The sequence below is a fragment of the Aeromonas popoffii genome (assembly GCF_000820025.1).
Taxonomy (GTDB): domain Bacteria; phylum Pseudomonadota; class Gammaproteobacteria; order Enterobacterales; family Aeromonadaceae; genus Aeromonas; species Aeromonas popoffii.
Genome location: NZ_CDBI01000067.1, coordinates 1 through 17298 on the forward strand (window position 1 = coordinate 1; position 17298 = coordinate 17298).

Annotated in this window: 13 protein-coding genes; 8 read left to right on the forward strand and 5 right to left on the reverse strand. The window is 60.6% G+C overall.

Features of this window, described 5'->3' with window-relative positions; all coding sequences use genetic code 11:
• Positions 1 to 186: 186 nt before the first annotated feature.
• Positions 187 to 834 (forward strand): thiopurine S-methyltransferase, encoded by a 648-nt coding sequence (locus tag BN1129_RS14345; protein WP_042037398.1) that lies wholly within the window; start codon positions 187 to 189, stop codon positions 832 to 834.
• 297 nt (positions 835 to 1131) lie between these two features.
• Here the strand turns inward: BN1129_RS14345 and BN1129_RS14350 are convergent, their stop codons facing one another.
• Positions 1132 to 3906, reverse strand: coding sequence for an insulinase family protein (locus tag BN1129_RS14350; RefSeq protein WP_042037399.1), 2775 nt, complete (start codon positions 3904 to 3906; stop codon positions 1132 to 1134).
• A gap of 162 nt (positions 3907 to 4068) precedes the next feature.
• On the opposite strand from BN1129_RS14350, the gene sixA reads away from it, so the two are divergent.
• The 3 genes from sixA (at position 4069) to BN1129_RS14365 (ending at position 6005) form a co-directional block, all read left to right on the forward strand.
• Positions 4069 to 4536 (forward strand): phosphohistidine phosphatase SixA, encoded by a 468-nt coding sequence (gene sixA, locus BN1129_RS14355; RefSeq protein ID WP_042037400.1) that lies wholly within the window; start codon positions 4069 to 4071, stop codon positions 4534 to 4536.
• 133 nt (positions 4537 to 4669) lie between these two features.
• Complete coding sequence (locus BN1129_RS14360; protein ID WP_042037401.1) at positions 4670 to 4876, forward strand: DUF1107 domain-containing protein; 207 nt, start codon at positions 4670 to 4672, stop codon at positions 4874 to 4876.
• A gap of 208 nt (positions 4877 to 5084) precedes the next feature.
• Complete coding sequence (locus tag BN1129_RS14365; protein ID WP_042037402.1) at positions 5085 to 6005, forward strand: DMT family transporter; 921 nt, start codon at positions 5085 to 5087, stop codon at positions 6003 to 6005.
• 48 nt (positions 6006 to 6053) lie between these two features.
• Here BN1129_RS14365 and BN1129_RS14370 read toward each other — a convergent pair whose 3' ends face one another.
• On the reverse strand, positions 6054 to 7670 hold the full coding sequence (locus tag BN1129_RS14370) for a peptide ABC transporter substrate-binding protein (RefSeq protein WP_042037403.1): 1617 nt from the start codon (positions 7668 to 7670) through the stop codon (positions 6054 to 6056).
• 384 nt (positions 7671 to 8054) lie between these two features.
• Between BN1129_RS14370 and fbp the strand changes: the two genes are divergently transcribed.
• The gene (fbp, locus tag BN1129_RS14375; RefSeq protein ID WP_042037404.1) at positions 8055 to 9089 is read left to right on the forward strand and encodes a class 1 fructose-bisphosphatase; all 1035 of its coding nucleotides are present in this window, start codon (positions 8055 to 8057) and stop codon (positions 9087 to 9089) included.
• A gap of 100 nt (positions 9090 to 9189) precedes the next feature.
• Here fbp and mfd read toward each other — a convergent pair whose 3' ends face one another.
• Both mfd and BN1129_RS14385 read right to left on the reverse strand, forming a co-directional pair.
• A complete protein-coding gene (mfd, locus tag BN1129_RS14380) occupies positions 9190 to 12651 on the reverse strand; it encodes a transcription-repair coupling factor (RefSeq protein WP_042037405.1) in 3462 nt (1153 codons plus the stop codon).
• Between the two features lie 9 nt (positions 12652 to 12660).
• Complete coding sequence (locus tag BN1129_RS14385; RefSeq protein ID WP_042037406.1) at positions 12661 to 13236, reverse strand: hypothetical protein; 576 nt, start codon at positions 13234 to 13236, stop codon at positions 12661 to 12663.
• 76 nt (positions 13237 to 13312) lie between these two features.
• Here BN1129_RS14385 and BN1129_RS14390 point away from each other — a divergent pair, with 76 nt between their 5' ends.
• From BN1129_RS14390 to lolE, 3 genes are read left to right on the forward strand one after another with little or no spacing between them, the layout of a single operon-like run.
• The gene (locus tag BN1129_RS14390; protein ID WP_042037407.1) at positions 13313 to 14548 is read left to right on the forward strand and encodes a lipoprotein-releasing ABC transporter permease subunit; all 1236 of its coding nucleotides are present in this window, start codon (positions 13313 to 13315) and stop codon (positions 14546 to 14548) included.
• 43 nt (positions 14549 to 14591) lie between these two features.
• Entirely contained in the window at positions 14592 to 15290 is a 699-nt protein-coding gene (gene lolD / locus BN1129_RS14395) for a lipoprotein-releasing ABC transporter ATP-binding protein LolD (RefSeq protein ID WP_042037408.1), read from the forward strand.
• Complete coding sequence (gene lolE / locus BN1129_RS14400) at positions 15290 to 16531, forward strand: lipoprotein-releasing ABC transporter permease subunit LolE (RefSeq protein ID WP_042037409.1); 1242 nt, start codon at positions 15290 to 15292, stop codon at positions 16529 to 16531. The genes lolD and lolE overlap by 1 nt, the downstream gene beginning before the upstream one ends.
• 88 nt (positions 16532 to 16619) lie before the next feature.
• Here lolE and yfbR read toward each other — a convergent pair whose 3' ends face one another.
• The gene (gene yfbR, locus BN1129_RS14405; RefSeq protein WP_042037410.1) at positions 16620 to 17210 is read right to left on the reverse strand and encodes a 5'-deoxynucleotidase; all 591 of its coding nucleotides are present in this window, start codon (positions 17208 to 17210) and stop codon (positions 16620 to 16622) included.
• Between the last annotated feature and the right edge of the window lie 88 nt (positions 17211 to 17298).

Below are 17298 nucleotides of genomic sequence, written 5' to 3' on the forward strand. Positions count from 1 at the left end.
CAAGGTGGCCATGACCTTGTTACACAAGGTCATGGCCACCTTGTTGCCACAAACGTGTCAAAAATAGGGGGTATCGCCGTGTATCGCGTTGTCATCGTCTGTCTGACAAAAAGGGCAGGGGAAGGGTTGCGCGGTGCCGGTTAAGTTGTGATATTGAGGCATCTTTAGCACAGAAGGGTAATAACGATGGAAGCGGCGTTTTGGCATCAGCGTTGGGAAGAGAACCGGATTGGCTTTCATCAGGCGGATTTCAATCGCTGGCTGCAATCCTGGTGGTCTGCCCAGCAACAGGAAGAACCCGTGCTGGTGCCCCTGTGCGGCAAATCCCGCGACATGCTCTGGCTCAATGGCCTGGGGCACCCCATCGATGGCTTCGAGCTCTCTGCGCTCGCCATTGAACAGTTTTTCAGTGAAAACCAGCTCACCCATACCCTCGGCGAGCTGGGCCCCTATCAGTGTCATCAGCACGGCTCCCTGCGCATCCATCAGGGGGACTTTTTTGCCGCCCCCGAGCTGGGGCGTCGTTACCGGCTGGCCTATGACAGGGCAGCCCTGATCGCCTTGCCGACGGACATGCGCCGTCAGTATGCGGAGCTGATGAGCCGCCTGATGGAAGCCGGTGGCCAGATCCTGCTGGTGACCCTGGAGTATCAGCCGGAGCAGCAGCGGCAGCCGCCCTTCTCGGTGGGGGAGATGGAAGTGCGTACCCTGTTCGAGCGCGATTTTCGAGTGGAGGTGTTGGGCCGGGCGGCAGAGGTGGACCATCCCAGGGTGCTCTCCGGTCAGCTCTCCTATTTCGATGAAGTGGCCTATCGCCTGATCCGCCGGGGCTGAAAGTGTGATCTCGCTCGACAAAGCCGCAGGTCACGGACTCTTTGCTACCTCCTTTGACATAGATCAACGTGGCAAGGGAGTGGCGTGCCTATGATGAGCCTGTTTCTCAATCACTGTTGATATTGGCAGGTGCGCTCTGGTTTGAACCATCCGGTCCACCATCAACACAGTGTCTGATTTTCACGCTCATGTTCACTTTTGGCGGCTTTGGTCGCAATTGATTATGGTTTTTCCAGCCGACCCCCAGGGGTCGGCTTTTTATTGGGCGGGATTGGCTGATGGGCGAGAATGTCTCTATCAGGCCTGGCAGGTGCTGGCATTGAGCCGGAACGCCTTGGGATCATCGATAAACTGGCCTGTGATGCGCTCGTCGTGCTCGTGGCCCTGGCCATAGCTGCAGAGGATCAGCCGATCCGAGGTGCGTGAGCGCAGCTGTATGATGAAGCGCACCAGATCGGCGCGGCTCAGCATGCCCACCTCATCGCACACCCTTTCGCGCTGATCAAAGCCCAGATCCTTGTTGCCTATGCTGACCCAGAGCCGTTGGCCACGACTGCGCAGGTTGGCATCCCGCTCGCTCAGCTGGGCTTGCAGTCCCGCCTTGCTCTCTTGCCACTGCTGCTCGGTGAATTCGAGCATGGCCAGGGGAAAGAGGTCGATAAACTCCTCTACGGCATCGAGCAGGATCTGCGGCCCTGCCACCGGGGACTGGATATAAAAGATAAGGCCGGGGTGGCGGTTGAGGGGCAGGTTGCCGGCACCCACCACGTAGCCGAGCTGCTGGCGGGTGCGCAGCTCGTGGAAGAAGCTGGATGACATGATGTGGTTGGCCAGGGCGAAGCAGGCAAGATCCCGCGCCCGGGTGGTGCGGGACTGGTAGTAGACCAGCAGGGCCGAATCTTCGTGTTCACAACCCTGCTCGCGGATCAGGGTGCCTCTGTCCTGAATGGAGATCAGCGGGCGGCGGGTCTCGGCACTGGGCTGGCTGTTGGCACCGAGATGGCGTTCCAGCAGGGCGGCCAGTTCGAGTGCCTCGGCGGCGTCCCAGTCACCGTGTACCAGGGCTTCGATGTGCACCTCGCCAAACAGCTGGGCGACAAACGCCGGCATCTCGCCAAGCTCCACGGTGCGCAGATGGCGCAGCAACTGCTCGAACGGCGGGTTGTTTGGCTGCAGTAAACTGGTGAGCTGGTTGAACAGCTGGGAGATGGGGCGAGCCTTGGACTGGTTGTCCCAGTTGCGGATGAGCTGCTCCTTGATCTCGGCGAAGCGGCCCGGATCCGGATAGCCCAGAGTGCGGTTGCCGAGGATCATGTCGAGCAGCAGCGGCTGTTTGTCGGCAAAGCCGCTCAGGTTGATGGTAAAGCCGCCCTGGTGGGCATAGATCTGGTAGCCCAGCCCCGCCAGCTCCGCCGGGTAGGTGAGGGCGTTGAGGTGATCGGTGAGCAGCTCCACCGCCAGCCGCGCCATGGCGATGTGGCGCGGGCTTTTGACCGCGTGCTCACTGTCGATGGAGATGTAGAGATTGCCCTTGGGCACGCTGAACTGATGTTCGTGCAGATGCCAGAGCCGAAACCCTGGCCTGTCGATGAGGCAGGCGGGCATGTCGGCCTGCAGCGCCGGCTGGCGCGGATCGAGCCGGCTGCTGATAAAGGGATTGGGCAAGGGCAGGGCGAGGGACGGATCAGGTTTGCTCTGTTGCCAATGGATCTTCTCCGCTTCCGTGATGACGTCGACGCCATAGGGGGTCTGATACCAGCGGGCGAGGCGATCTGTGGCCAGCTCTGGCGCCGAGATGGTCATGCGCAGGTTGTGTGGGGTGAGCTTGGCGAGCAGGCGGCGGATCAGCGCCTCGTCGTATTCGCGCATCATGTAGTCGCCGTAGAGCAGGTCTTCGGCTTTGTAGCTAAAGAGGTTGAGCACCAGCCCGGAGACGGTGTCGAGTGCCCGGCCCCGCTCCTGGAAGCTGAATGCCGACTCGAGCACGGTGCGCTTCTCTTCGTAGCGCCAGCTTTCCACCCCGCCGTGTTCGATGAGCTTCAGATAGCCGAACAGGGCGGCCACTATCTCGTTGACGTGTTCGAGCCCAAGCGGCGTAAGGCCGAAGCTCACCCCGAAATCCTTGAAGTTGGCACCGCTGATGCCCCCCCCGGCGGAGAGCTGGTTGACCCAGCCTTTCGCTTTCAGCAGGGAGAGCAGGCTGCCATCCCCTTCATAACCGATGAGGTGGCTCAGGAAGGTGAGGGGTTTTTTGTCATAAAACTCGTCGACGTTGGGCAGTGGGAAGGTCAGCGCCAGCTTGCGGGTCTCCTTGACCGGATTGATGCGGATGCGGATGCCGAGATCGTCGAGGCGATAGAGGGGGTGCGTCAGGGGCGGTATTCCCAAATTGCGATTCAAAATGGGAGCGAAAAAGCGATCGCACCACGCAATCTGGGTCCCGATGGATTCAGGCGAGATCATCACTAGCGCCATGCGATCTGCGCTGTAGTGAGATTCGTAGAACCGGATGAGATCGGCACGCAGATCCCGACCGGGCAGATCGGCCAGGGTATCCAGGTTGCCGACCGAGAATTTGGAGAAGGGGTGGGCCGGGTTGACCGTCTCTTTATGTACCTGGTAGCTGCGGCGCACATCGTCCTGCAGCTTGAGGCGGTACTCGGAGTCGACTGCATTGCGCTCCTTGTCCACCCATTCGGGGGTGAAGGTGGGGCAAATGAAGAACTGGGAAAAACGGTCGAGCCCGGCCTCGAAGAAGCCGTTGTCTATCTCGAAAAAGAAGTTGGTGAACTCGGTGCCGGTCCAGGCGTTGTTGCTGCCGCCATGACGACTCATAAATTGCTGGTACTCACCCGGCTTGGGATAAGTTCGGGTGCCCAGGAACAGCATATGCTCCAGGAAATGAGCCATCCCCTGTCGATCGGCCGGATCGTCGAAATGACCGGTGTTGACGGCCAGGGAAGCGGCTGACTTGTCGGTATCGGGATCGCAGATCAACAAGACCCTGAGCCGGTTTGACAGCTCCAGATAGTGGTACTGCCGATGGTCATTGGGACTGGCATATGGGCTCATTGGGGCGTGACTCATGTTGGATTTATTTGAATTTAAACATGATTATCGACCCCGCTATCCAGTGAGGCAAACCCTTTTCTGAGAGGTAGCGCAATTGTTTCCCCCGGCATGGCGGGGTAAGATCCCCCCGCTATCAAAACAGGCCCCTTGGGCGAGGTTGTAATGAAAATCTACATCATGCGTCATGGCCAGGCTGGCATGAATGCGAAAACAGATGAACAGCGTCCACTGACCGAGCAGGGCATTAAAGAGTCCATCCACATGGCAAGTTGGCTGGCGCCCCAGCTGGATGGCGAACTGGGTTTGGTTATTCACAGCAATTATCTGCGTGCCAGACAAACCTGGCAGAGCATATGCAATCAATTACCCAAGGCCGCCAGGGTCGAGGAGAGCAGCGAGATCACCCCCTATGGCGACCCGGCGTTTGTCGCGAGCTATCTCACCGCGCTGGCGACAACACATGACAATATTTTGATGGTCAGCCACCTGCCGCTGGTGGGGTATCTGGTGCACAGCCTCTGTCCTGCGGCGGGTGCGCCCATGTTTGCCACCTCGGGTCTGGCCTGTATCGAGTGGCAAGATGACAAGGGGGTCTTGCTCTGGTTGGAAGGACCACATACAATACGCTAAAAGTTAATAAAAAGTTATAAATTGGTTTTTTGGGGAAGAGAGTCGCGATTTTTCCGGATGTTTATATAGATTTTACGGAATTATTTCGCAGAAGCTGCTGTCATACGGATACAACTGCAAGAGGTTGCAAACGATGAGAGTGTTCAAGAAGTACCTGCCACTGATGGTGGCAAAACATGTCAAAACCTTCTTCAAGGGACGGATCTATATCCACGGCAGGGGGCGTTTTGATTTCCAGTCAGGCTTGCTGATGATGCCAACGCCAGCTGACATCCCCCACCGCCAGACCGTGGTCGAGGTCAACGCCATGATCTCCAGACTGCACATGGATGCGGCGTGATTGCTTCACCATTCCATCCCGTCGCTTCATGCCCGCCCCCGTGCGGGCATGATTGTTTTTGGCCCTGATCTGCCCACATTGGCTCTGTTCGATGCCGTTTCAAACCTGCCTGCCTTGACAAGGCCGGCCGGTACTTGCTAATCCTGCTTGCCTCTCTATACTCCCGACTCCCGCCGGGAATACCCGCTCGTTTTTTCTGGATATAGTGATGCCCTTTGCCTTCTTGTTTCCCTTCTCCTGCATGGCCATCTGGGCCGGCAATGGCATTGTCAGCAAGCTGGCGGTCGGGGTGCTCTCACCGGCGGCGCTGGCTTGGTCGCGATGGATGGTGGCAGCCATCATTTTGACGCCTTTCCTCGCGCACCGGGCCTGGCGGGATCGCGCCAAGCTGCGGGCCGGCTTCTATCACCTGGCGGCGTTGGCCCTGCTCGGCATGGTGCTGAACCAGACCTTCGGCTACTACGCGGCGCAAACCCTGGGGGCGACCGAGATAGGCCTGATGATGGGGCTGACTCCGTTGATCACTGTGCTGCTCAGCATCTGGCTGCTGCGTGAGCGTCCGACCTGGGGCGCTCTGCTCGGTGGCGCCATCTCCATTCTGGGGCTGGCCATCTTGCTGGGGCAGGGGGATCCCTCCCGTTTGATCACCCGGGGCATTCACATCGGATCCGTCTATATGCTGCTGTCGGCGGCGACTTATGCGCTTTACAGCGTGCTGCTCAAGAAGTGGGATCTGGGGCTGGACAACTGGTCCATGCTCTATGGCCAGGTGCTGTGCAGCCTGCTGTTTCTCACCCCGTTTTACCTGTTGGTGGACGGGCAGTGGCCTGATGGTCGCGCGCTCTGGCTTATCCTCTACGCCGGTATTCCTACCTCGGCCTTGTCACCCTGGCTCTGGATGCAGGGCATAGCCCTGCTGGGGGCGAGCCGTACCGCCATCTTCATGAACCTGTTGCCCGTGATGACGGCGGCGCTGGCCATCAGCTGGCTGGGGGAAAAGCTGACCAGCTATCACCTGATAGGGGGCGGCATGACGTTGCTCGGGGTCTTGCTGGCGCAACTGCTGGTCAGGCCCGTGGTACTGCGTCGCCGTGCCAGAGAGGCGCTGGCGAGCTGTCGGGAAGATTGAAAAAAAGACCGCCTTAGAGGCGGTCTTTCTGTTCAGGGGGTGAGAGCGTCACTGCGCGGTGAGGTAGAGGTCTTTTGAGTAGACCACGTCTTGCGGGTTCTGATAGGGATAGCCCTTGATACTGGGCTTGAGCAGCCGTGACTTGACGTAGAAGTAGACGGGGGCGATGGGAGCCTCGTCATCGATCAGTGCCTCGGCCTGCTGATAGAGCTGGTTGCGCTCGGCCGGATCCTTGGAGTCATGGGCCTTGGCCAGCAGGGCATCATACTGCTTGTTGAACCACTTGCCGCTGTTGGCGCTGCTGCTGGAGGTCATGATGTCGAGGAAGGTCGAAGCATCGTTGTAATCCCCGTTCCAGGAGTAGCGGCTGACGCCGAAATCCCCCTCATTGAGCGCGGACACCATGGTTTTCCACTCCATGTTGTTGAGCTTGGCGGTGACTCCCAGGTTGTGCTTCCACATGGAGGAGATGGCCAGCGCTATCTTCTTGTGGCTCTCGTTGGTGTTATAGAGGATATCCACATCCAGCGGCTTGTCCGGGCCGTAGCCCGCCTCGCTCAGCAGCGCTTTCGCCTGTTTGATGCGCTCCTCCTTGCTCAGCAACTGGCTGACCGGGCGCTTGAGCTCGAAACCGTCGACGCTTGGCGGGGTCAGGCTGAAAGCGGAGAGTTGACCTTGCCCCAGGATCTTCTCGGTGATGGTGTCCCTGTCGATGGCAAGCGACAGCGCCTTGCGTACTTTCGGGTCGTCGAATGGTTTGCGCTGGGTGTTGAACACATAGTAATAGGTGGCGAGCATGGGCGCGTTGACCAGCTCTTCAGGGCTCTTGCTCTTGAGCTGTTTGTACTGCTCCAGCGGATAGGTAGTGTAGTGCAGTTCACCGGCGCGATAGCGGTTGTAGGCGGCGGTATCCGAGACTATCTCAAGATAGAGCACCTTGTTGAGCACTGTGTTCTGGTTATCCCAGTAGAGGGGATTGCGCTCGGCGATGAGCCGCTCGTTGGGGGTCCACTCCTTGAGCACAAAGGCGCCGTTGGAGACGATGTTGCCTGGCTTGACCCACTCATGCCCGAACTTCTCTATGGTCGCCTTCGGCGCCGGGAAGGTGGTGTAGTGAGAGAGGGTTTTGAGGAAGAAGGGCACCGGGTTCGTTAATGTGATCTGCAGGGTATGAGCATCGATCGCCTTGATGCCCAGCGTATCCGGACTCTGCTTGCCCTGTACCACCTCACTGGCGTTGGTGACGCCGGTCAGCTCGATGAACCAGGCATAGTTGGAGGCATTCTTGGGATCCGCCGCCCGCTGCCAGCCATAGACATAATCGGCCGCCGTTACCGGCTCGCCGTTGGACCATTTGGCATCGGGCCTCAGCTTGAAGGTGTAGACGGTGCCCGTGCTGTCGAGCTCGTAGCCAAGGGCGCCGGCAGGTTGCAGTTTACCCTTGCCATCCAGGGTGTAGAGCCCCTCGAACAGGTCGTTGACGATATCGCTGCCCGCGCTCTCTTCCACCATTTGGGGATCGATGGAGGCGGGTTCAGTATTGATGTTGCGAATGAAGGTTTGCTGCTCCGCAGGTAGCAGCTGGGTACCGGCAGGTACCTGTGCCGCCATGATGGGGAGTGCGAACAGGGCAGCAACCGTGCCGGCAATGAGAGTCCTTTTCATTGAATATCCTTATGTTTTTTTGCTTCCAACGCCTGGCCAGTGTGCGGGATCGATCTGGAGATCTCAAGAGGAGGGCACTGACCTTGCCGTCAGCTACCCAGATTGGGGGGCCAAGTGGGCCGTTGCACCCACCATGGCGGCCTGTTCGTGACTTTGCATCACGAATTAACATGGTGAAAGTTACCGATTGACACCGGTTTAAGCGTGTTTTTGTGGGGTCTGGAGGGCCATGATGCGCATTTATCCAGCGGCTTAATTCGCTGCAAAAACAAAAAACAAACGTTACATTAGGTTACAAAACAAGGCTGCCGAGGATCGGCACTTTTTTTGTCGGTGCGTGCAAACGTTTTCAAAGCCAACGGAAACGATCTTAAAGGAACAATAATGCGAAACATGATCACCATGGGCGAGTTCATCGTCAAAAAACAGGCGGATTATCCCACCGCGACCGGGGAGTTGACCTCGTTGCTCAGTTCCATCCGTCTGGCCGCCAAAGTGGTGAACCGGGAGATCAACAAGGCGGGGCTGGCAGATATCATTGGCTCCATGGGCGCTGAGAACGTGCAGGGCGAGGTACAGCAGAAGCTGGATGTGTACGCCAACGAGCGTTTCAAGGCGGCGCTGGAGGCGCGCGGCGAAGTGTGTGGCATGGCGTCTGAAGAGGAGGAGGATTTCGTCTCCTTCGATTCCGAGCTCTCCCGTCACTCCAAATACGTGGTGCTGATCGATCCCCTCGACGGCTCGTCCAACATCGATGTCAACGTCTCGGTCGGTACCATCTTCTCCATCTACCGCCGCGTCAGCACGTCCGGTGCCGGTGTCACCCTGGAAGACTTCCTGCAGCCGGGCAACCGTCAGGTCGCTGCCGGTTACGTGGTCTACGGCTCCTCCACCATGCTGGTCTACACCACCGGCTTTGGTGTCAACGGCTTTACCTACGACCCGTCCATTGGCTGCTTCTGCCTCTCCCACGAGAACATCCGCATCCCGGAGGAGGGCAAGATCTATTCCATCAACGAGGGCAACTACATCAAGTTCCCGGACGGGGTGAAGAAGTACCTCAAATATTGCCAGGAGCGGGACGAGGCGACCCACAGACCCTACACCTCCCGTTACATCGGCTCTCTGGTCTCCGATTTCCATCGCAATCTGCTCAAGGGCGGCATCTACATCTATCCGTCCGGTACCAACTCCCCGAACGGCAAGCTGCGCCTGCTCTATGAGTGCAATCCCATGGCGTTTTTGGTGGAGCAGGCCGGTGGCAAGGCCTCAGACGGATTTGGCCGCATCATGGACATCCAGCCCACCGCACTGCATCAGCGCACCCCTTACTTCGTCGGTTCCACCAAGATGGTGGAGCGGGCCGAGGCCTTTATGCGCGAATTCTCCTCCCACGAGGATCCGGCCAACCAGGGCTGATAGTACCCTGCTGACAGATAGCAAATAAAAAACGGGAGCCGATTTGGCTCCCGTTTTAGTTGGCTTCATTCGCTGGACTATCTGCCAGCAAGGCTCGCCCTCACAGACTGTTGTTGGCCAGATCCGCCAGCAAGCCATCCACCAGTTTGAGTCGCATGGCGCGCTCCTGGGTCGGTACTTGGAAACGCAGCCGGGTTGGCCCGTCCATCTTGTAGACCCGGGGCTGGCTGGAGAGCAGCTTGACCAGATAGCCAGGGTTGACGCGGGTCTCCTGGGTGAAGTCCAGGTAACCGCCGCGCTCGCTCATCTCCACCCGGCGAATGCCCAGCGCAGTGGCGCGCTGGCGGAAGGCGGCCAGCTCCAGCAGGGTTTTGGTTGCCTCCGGCAGCAGGCCGAAGCGGTCGATCAGCTCCACTTTCAGCTCGCGCAGCTCCTGCTCGTCGGCCGCGCTGGCGATGCGCTTGTACATGGAGAGGCGCATGTTGACGTCCGGTATGTAGTCGTCCGGCAAGAGGGCGGGCAGGCGCAGCTCGACCTCTGTGTGCTGGCTCATCAGCTGCTCCAGCGACGGCTCCTTGCCATTTTTCAGCGCCTCGACCGCCTGCTCCAGCATCTCCATGTAAAGGGTGAAGCCGACCGATTCGATCTGGCCGCTCTGATCGTCGCCCAGCAGCTCGCCGGCACCCCGGATCTCCAGATCGTGGGTCGCCAGCGCAAAGCCGGCGCCAAGATCCTCGAGCGAGGCGATGGCTTCAAGCCGCTTGACCGCATCCTTGCTCATCAGCTTGGGATGGGGGGTGAGCAGGTAGGCATAGGCCTGGTGGTGGGAGCGGCCAACCCGGCCCCGTAACTGGTGCAACTGGGCCAGCCCCAGATGATCGGCGCGGTCCATGATGATGGTGTTGGCACTCGGCACGTCTATGCCGGTCTCTATGATGGTGGTGCAGACCAGCAGGCTGAAGCGCTGGTGGTAGAAGTCCGACATGACACGCTCAAGATCGCGTTCGCGCATCTGACCGTGGGCGATGCCGATGCGCGCCTCGGGCACCAGCTCGGCGAGATCGCTGGCGCATTTTTCGATGCTCTCCACGTCGTTGTGCAGGTAGTAGACCTGGCCGCCGCGCTTGAGTTCACGCAGCACCGCCTCGCGGGTGACCGCGGGCTCCTGCTGGCGCACGAAGGTCTTGATGGCGAGCCGTTTGGCGGGCGGGGTGGCGATGATGGAGAGATCCCGCATGCCAGCCATCGCCATGTTGAGGGTGCGCGGGATCGGCGTCGCTGTGAGGGTCAGGATATCCACGTCGGCCCGCAGCGCCTTGATCTTCTCCTTCTGGCGTACCCCGAATCTGTGCTCCTCATCGACCACCAGCAGCCCCAGATCCTTGAAGGTGAGCTCTGAGCCCAAGAGCTTGTGGGTGCCGATGATGATGTCCACCTTGCCCTCGCGCAGCTCTTTCATGACGGCATTCTGCTCCTTGGCGGAGCGGAAGCGGCTCAGCACCTCGACCCGCACCGGCCAGTTGGCGAAGCGATCACGGAAGTTGTCGTAGTGCTGCTGGGCCAGCAAGGTGGTCGGCACCAGCACCGCCACCTGCTTGCCGCCATGGACCGCCACGAAGGCGGCGCGCATCGCCACCTCGGTCTTGCCAAAGCCCACGTCGCCGCACACCAGCCGATCCATGCTCTTGGCCTGACACATGTCCCCCAACACAGCGTTGATGGCATTGAGCTGATCTTCTGTCTCCTCGAACGGGAAACCGGCGGCAAACTGGCGGTAAGCCTCCCTGTCGTGCTGGAAGGCAAAACCGTGACGGGCTGCCCGCAGGGCGTACACATCCAGCAGCTCGGCCGCCACGTCGCGCACCTTCTCCGCCGCCTTGCGCCGCGCCTTGACCCAAGCCTCACCGCCCAGCTTGTGGCTGGGCGGATTGTCGGAGCCGGTGTAGCGGCTGATGAGGTGCAGGCTGGTAACCGGCACAAACAGCTTGTCACCACCGGCATACTCCAGGGTCAGGAACTCGGTGGGCAGGCCGCCGGCATCGATGGTTTCGAGCCCGAGATAGCGGCCGACCCCGTGATCCAGGTGCACCACCGGCTGGCCCTGGGTCAGCTCGCCGAGGTTGCGGATCACCGCATCTGAGCTTAGGTTCTTGCTCTTCTCCCGCTGGCGTTTGCTGCGTACCTTGCCCCCCAGCAGCTCGGTCTCAGTGATAAGGGCGAGTGCGTCCTTGCCGCTCTCCTGCAAAAGGAAGCCCCGCTCCAGCGGCGCCACCAGCAGGCCGTGGCGCGCCTTGCTCGCCATGAAGGCCTCGAGGGAGGAGAACTCCTTGGGCTGCAGGGCGATGCGCGCCAGCAGATCGCCGAGCACCTCGCGTCGCCCTTCTGATTCCACCGCAAACAGGGTGCGGCCCGTGAAGCTGTCCAGGAACTGGCCCAGCGCCAGCATGGGTTGCTCCTTGCTGTGATCGAGCTGCAGTTCGGGCAGGGGGGCGATGGGGAGATCCCACTGGCCGGCCCCGCCGTCGGTGGCAGCCTCCTGCAACCGTACGGCGCCATAGTGGCCGAGCGCTGCAAACAGCTGCTCCACCGGCAGGTAGATCTGTTGAGGGGGCAGCAGCGGGCGCGTGTTGTCCCAACGTCTGTCCTCATAGCGCTGGCCTATGTCATTCCAGAACCGCTGGGCCGCGGGATAGATCTCCCCCACTGTGAGCAGCAAGGTGTTGTCCGGCAGATAATCGAACAGGCTGGCCGTCTGGCTGAAGAAGAGCGGCAGATAGTATTCGATGCCCGCGGGCCAGCGCCCCTTGCTCACCTCCTGATAGACGGAGCCCTCGGAGCGCGACAGCTCGAACTGTTCGCGAAATTGGCCGCGGAACAGCTCGATGGCCGCCTCGTCGGTGGGAAACTCCCGGGCCGGCAGCAGGCTGACCGTCTTGACGGGGTCGCTGGATCGCTGGGTCTCGGGATCAAACGGGCGTATGGAGTCCACCTCGTCATCGAAGAAGTCGATGCGATAGGGGCTGTTGCTGCCCATGGGGAACAAGTCGAGCAGTGAGCCACGGGCGGCAAATTCTCCGTGCTCCAGCACCTGCTCCACCGCCACGTAGCCGGCTTCGGCCAGGCGCCCCCGCAACTGTTGCAGGTTGAGACGCTGGCCGGCCTTCACCATCAGGCTGTACTTGTCGAGATAGGCCCGGGGGGCACAGCGCAGCATCAGGGTGGAGATGGGCACGATCAGCACGCCGTTGCTCATCTGCGGCAGCTTGTAGAGGGTCTCGAGGCGCTGGGAAATAATGTCCTGATGGGGGGAGAAGGTGTCGTAGGGCAGCGTCTCCCAGTCCGGGAACATCAGCACAGGCGAGCCCTGCTCTGCCAACAGGAACTGAAGCTCCTGCTCGAGGCGCAGGGCACTCGGGGTATCGGCGGTCACCAGCAGGACGGGGCGGTTGGCCTCCTGGGTGAGGCGGGCGGCAACCAGCGAGAGGCTGCTGCCTGTCAACTGGCCGAGCGTTATTTTTTGGCCCGCCTTGGCGGGCAAGGCGGGAAGCTTCATTGGCATCATTCGATTCTTTTAACGTTGGCGGTCTTGAGCACGAAGTTTGAGTTGCTTGGATTGCACATGCAGGCTGGCACGCACCAGCAGTTCGCGGTCATCCTCGCGGATCCTCACATAGTCGAGCAGCACGTGGGTGCCGTGTTCGCTCGGTTCCAGCTGCTTGACCTGGGCATAACAGTAAATGGCGGAGGCCTCTTCCCGCAGGAATATCTTGAGCCGCACTATCTGGTGCAGGTGCGGTGGCTCGCCATGGCCCTGGCGTGGATGCAGGTAAGTGAGCTGGCCGGCGCTAAAGCGCAGTGTGTGGAAGCGATGCTCGGGGTGATCCTGCACCGACAGCACATAGCCCATGATCATGTCGATCTTGCGGGACTGCTGATTGACTATCTCCACCAGGTCGTGCATCGACTCGTTCTGGTTGCGCATCAGGCGACTGGTCACTATGTCGATGGAGGTGATGGAGGAGGCGATGCGAAAGGGTTCGGGCAGTTCGGCTTCCAGTGCCTCCAGCGTCGGCAGATGAAAGTCACCGGGCATGGGGATCACATTGACCGGGGTGGCATGGGTGACGCTGAAGAACTGTTCCTGCATGGAGGCTATCCCTTGTTGTCATAGACGGTTTCCCTTTATTATCCGGTATCTTATTTTGTTGGCAACGTAGATATCCTTGAAGACTGGACTTTTTCAGCCGCTGTCGCTGGCCATTGGCCTTCGTTACGCAGGCTCACGACGCAGTAACCGCTTCGTTTCATTCATCTCCCTGTTTTCCACCTTTGGTATCGCCATCGGGGTCGCGGCCCTGATGGTGGTCATCTCTGTGATGAACGGCTTCGAGGGGCAGCTCAAGGGGCGCATCCTGGGGGTGATCCCCCATGTGGTGGTGACCAATCAGGCTGGCCGCATCGACGCCCAGCCCGCAGGTTTACCCGATCTGGCCAACTTGCCCCATGTGATCGCCAGCGCCCCCATGCTCGACAGCGAAGGCATGTTGCAGAGCCCAGGTCAGCTCACTGGCGTCAGCGTGCAGGGCATAGACCCGGCCCTGTGGCCAAAGGAGGACATACTGCACGCCCAGATGCAGCTGGGACGCCTCGACAGTCTGCAGCGCGGTGACTATCACATAGTGCTGGGGCAGGGGGTGGCCAATCGCCTCCAGGTCTCCATGGGCGATCAGGTTCGTCTGATCCTGACCGAAGGTACCCGTTTCACCCCCTTTGGCCGGGTGCCGGCCCAGCGGCTGTTTACCGTCTCCGGGATCTTCGGGGTGGGTGCCGACGTGGACAGCCAGGTTGCGCTGATCGCGCTGGGGGATGCCCAGCGCCTGCTGCGCCTGCCGACAGAAACCGTCGGCGGCATTCGACTCTGGCTGAATGACCCCTTCGCCGCCGACCAGGTGATAAAGACGACGCTGCCAGATGGACTGGAGTGGCAGGACTGGCGCCGCGAGCGCGGCGATCTGTTCCAGGCGGTTGCCATGGAGAAGCGTATGATGGGGCTAATGCTGGTGCTGATCATCGCGGTCGCCACCTTCAACATCCTCTCTGCCCTGGTGATGGTGGTCACCGACAAGGAGGGGGAGGTGGCCATTTTGCGCACCATGGGCATGAACGAGGCTGGGATAGTCAAGATCTTCATGGTGCTCGGCGCCTCCAGCGGTGTGATTGGTGCCCTGCTCGGTGGTCTGGTCGGGCTCGGCCTCTCTCTGGGTCTTAACCCCCTGCTCAATGCGGTGGGGCTCAACCTCTACATGACGGCCGGTGGCAGCGGCCTGCCGGTGATCGTGGAGCCGGCCCAGGTCATCACCATCTTGCTGGGGGCCGTGCTGCTCAGCTTCAGCGCCACCCTCTATCCTGCGGCCCGTGCGGCGCGGGTGAAACCGGCCGAGGCGCTGCGTTATGAATAATTCATCTTCTATTGTTACATCTGGCGTTAGTGGAGCCCCGTTTATGAATGACCCCTTCTCCTGTGAACCTCTGCTGCGTTGTCAGGCACTGAATCATGTCTATAAAGAGGGCGAGCTGGAGACCCAGGTGCTCAAGGGGATCGACTTGTCCGTCGCCCCCGGCGAAATGCTGGCGGTGGTGGGCAGCTCGGGCTCGGGCAAGACCACCCTGCTGCACCTGATGGGGGCGCTTGACAATCCGTCGAGCGGCGCCGTGCTGTTCAAGGGGCAGGATATCCATCATTGGGACAGTCGCACCCAGGCCAAATTCCGCAACCAGGAGCTGGGGTTCGTCTACCAGTTCCACCACCTGCTCGCCGAGTTCACCGCACTGGAGAACACCGCTATGCCGCTGCTGATCGCCGGCGAGTCGGTGGCCAGTGCCACCGACAAGGCGACTCGCATGCTGGGGCGGGTGGGGCTCTCCCATCGCCTCCATCACAGACCCTCCGAGCTCTCCGGTGGCGAACGCCAACGGGTGGCCATCGCCCGTGCCCTGGTCAATGAGCCGAGCCTGGTGCTGGCGGACGAGCCCACCGGCAACCTGGATCACGCCAGTGCCACCGCCGTCTACGAGCTTTTGTGCGAGCTCAACCGCGAGCTGGGCACGGCGTTTGTGGTGGTCACCCATGATCTCAGCTTGGCTGCCAAGCTCCATCGGCGGGTGACCCTGGTGAGCGGCATCATGGCGGAGGTCGCCTGATGTTCAAACCGCTGCCCCTCTTTCTGGGCCTGCGTTACAGCCGCTCCCGTCGTCGCAACGGCTTCATCGCCTTTATTTCCGCCTCCTCCCTCATCGGCATCGCCCTGGGGGTGATGGCGCTCATTCTGGGTTTGTCTGCCATGAACGGGTTCGAGCGGGAGCTGAAAGACAGGGTGCTCTCCGTGGTGCCTCACGGCGAGCTGATGGGGATGGAGGCGCCGCTGCCCGACTGGCCCACGTTGCGCGACTACCTGCTGGCCCAGCCCGGCGTGGAAGCCGCCGCGCCCGTTATCCGGCTTGATGGGTTGCTGGAGCACGGCAATGCCCTCAAGGGATTGCAGGTACGCGCCGTGCTGCCCGAGCTCGAAGCCAATTTGTCCGAAGCGGGCAAGTACATGACGGGGCGCGGTCTGCGCGAGCTGCAGGCGGGTGAGCACGGGCTCATTCTCGGCAAGACCATCGCCGACAAGCTGGGGGTCACCATCGGGGATACGGTCGCGCTCTTGCTGCCCCAGGCGGGCGATGCGTCCGCCATCAAGAACCCGAAACGGGAATCCCTCAAGGTGGTGGGATTGCTCGAAATCGGCGGCCAATTAGACGGTGTGCTCGGCTTTATGCACCTGGCCGATGCCCAGGCCATCACCGGCATGGGCAGTGCGGTGGAGGGCTTCAGCCTCAAAGTCACGAACGTGCTCAAGGCGCAGTCCATCACGGTGGCCGCCGCCCAGAAATTCCCGCACTACGTCTACATCAGTAGCTGGATGAGCCGCCAGGGGTATCTCTATCAGGACATCCAGATGGTGCGTACCGTCATGTACGTGGTGATGCTGATGGTGGTGGCGGTGGCCTGCTTCAACATCGTCTCCACCCTGGTGATGGCGGTGAACGAGAAGCGCAGCGAAATTGCCATCTTGAAGACCATGGGGGCGAGCCCAGGCCAGATCCGGCTCACCTTCGTCATTCAGGGCATGGTAAACGGTGTGATGGGGGCGCTGCTCGGTGCCCTGCTCGGCGGCCTGCTCTCCAGCAAGCTGACCCAGATCCTGAGCTTCATTGAAGGGGTGATCGGCCACAGGTTCCTCAACCCTGACATCTACTTCATCGACTTCCTGCCCACCGAATTGCATCTGCAGGATCTGTTGATCGTGACCGGAGCGGCCATACTGATGAGCCTGTTGGCGACGCTTTACCCCGCCTGGCGGGCGAGCGGACTGGTGCCATCCCGCGAGCTGGGTCACTGATGCGCGGCATCTGAGCCGCCGATAAAGAACGAAGGGCCCGCCGGTGCAAACCGGCGGGCCCTTCTGTTTTCAGGTCGTGTGGCGTGGCTTAGTGCGCGTTCAGCTCATCGAGCGGCAGCGAGAAGCTGGCCACGAAGACGTCGATGAAGTAGCGCATCTGCGGGCTCATCCGTGCTTCCAGCATCCCCTCCAGCCGTTTGCGGGCCGGTTCGAACTCCCGGTTGCCGACGCTTAACTCCTCCAGACACTTGGTGTAGGCGCAGAGGGTATCGGCATCCTTCACCAGTCGGGCCAGTTCGGCATCCTGCGCGCCCGAGTCCAGCAGGGGGCGAAAATCCTCCATCAGTTCCGGTGGCAGCATAGCGAGCAGACGCTGCTCGGCGGCCAGCTCTATCTTCTTGTACTCCCGGGCAATTTCGGGATTGAAGTACTTGACCGGGGTTGGCAAATCGCCGGTCAGCACCTCGCTGCTGTCGTGATAGAGCGCCATCACAGCGGCGCGATCGGCGTCCACATTGCCACCGAACAGTCGATTGTGGATGAGCCCAAGGGCGTGGGCCACCATGGCCACTTGCAGGCTATGCTCGGCGATGTTTTCGGGTTGTATGTTGCGCATCAGTGGCCAGCGATAGATGAGTCTCATGCGGGCGAGATTGGCGAAAAAGTGGCTGGGAAGCATGGCTGGCCTCGGGCGGTAGTAATGAAAAAGGGCAGACCCTAGTCTGCCCTTTTTTTGCGGCGCAGGCAGCTTGCCTGTGCGATTTTCG

What these genes read in the sequence shown, in the direction of transcription:
- yfbR (WP_042037410.1), bottom strand. Translation starts at nt 17,210, where the DNA reads ATGCTTCCCAGCCACTTTTTCGCCAATCTCGCCCGCATGAGACTCATC.
- mfd (WP_042037405.1), bottom strand. Translation starts at nt 12,651, where the DNA reads ATGATGCCAATGAAGCTTCCCGCCTTGCCCGCCAAGGCGGGCCAAAAA.
- BN1129_RS14350 (WP_042037399.1), bottom strand. Translation starts at nt 3,906, where the DNA reads ATGAGCCCATATGCCAGTCCCAATGACCATCGGCAGTACCACTATCTG.
- lolD (WP_042037408.1), top strand. Translation starts at nt 14,592, where the DNA reads ATGAATGACCCCTTCTCCTGTGAACCTCTGCTGCGTTGTCAGGCACTG.
- BN1129_RS14345 (WP_042037398.1), top strand. Translation starts at nt 187, where the DNA reads ATGGAAGCGGCGTTTTGGCATCAGCGTTGGGAAGAGAACCGGATTGGC.
- BN1129_RS14370 (WP_042037403.1), bottom strand. Translation starts at nt 7,670, where the DNA reads ATGAAAAGGACTCTCATTGCCGGCACGGTTGCTGCCCTGTTCGCACTC.
- lolE (WP_042037409.1), top strand. Translation starts at nt 15,290, where the DNA reads ATGTTCAAACCGCTGCCCCTCTTTCTGGGCCTGCGTTACAGCCGCTCC.
- BN1129_RS14365 (WP_042037402.1), top strand. Translation starts at nt 5,085, where the DNA reads ATGCCCTTTGCCTTCTTGTTTCCCTTCTCCTGCATGGCCATCTGGGCC.
- BN1129_RS14360 (WP_042037401.1), top strand. Translation starts at nt 4,670, where the DNA reads ATGAGAGTGTTCAAGAAGTACCTGCCACTGATGGTGGCAAAACATGTC.
- fbp (WP_042037404.1), top strand. Translation starts at nt 8,055, where the DNA reads ATGCGAAACATGATCACCATGGGCGAGTTCATCGTCAAAAAACAGGCG.
- sixA (WP_042037400.1), top strand. Translation starts at nt 4,069, where the DNA reads ATGAAAATCTACATCATGCGTCATGGCCAGGCTGGCATGAATGCGAAA.
- BN1129_RS14385 (WP_042037406.1), bottom strand. Translation starts at nt 13,236, where the DNA reads ATGCAGGAACAGTTCTTCAGCGTCACCCATGCCACCCCGGTCAATGTG.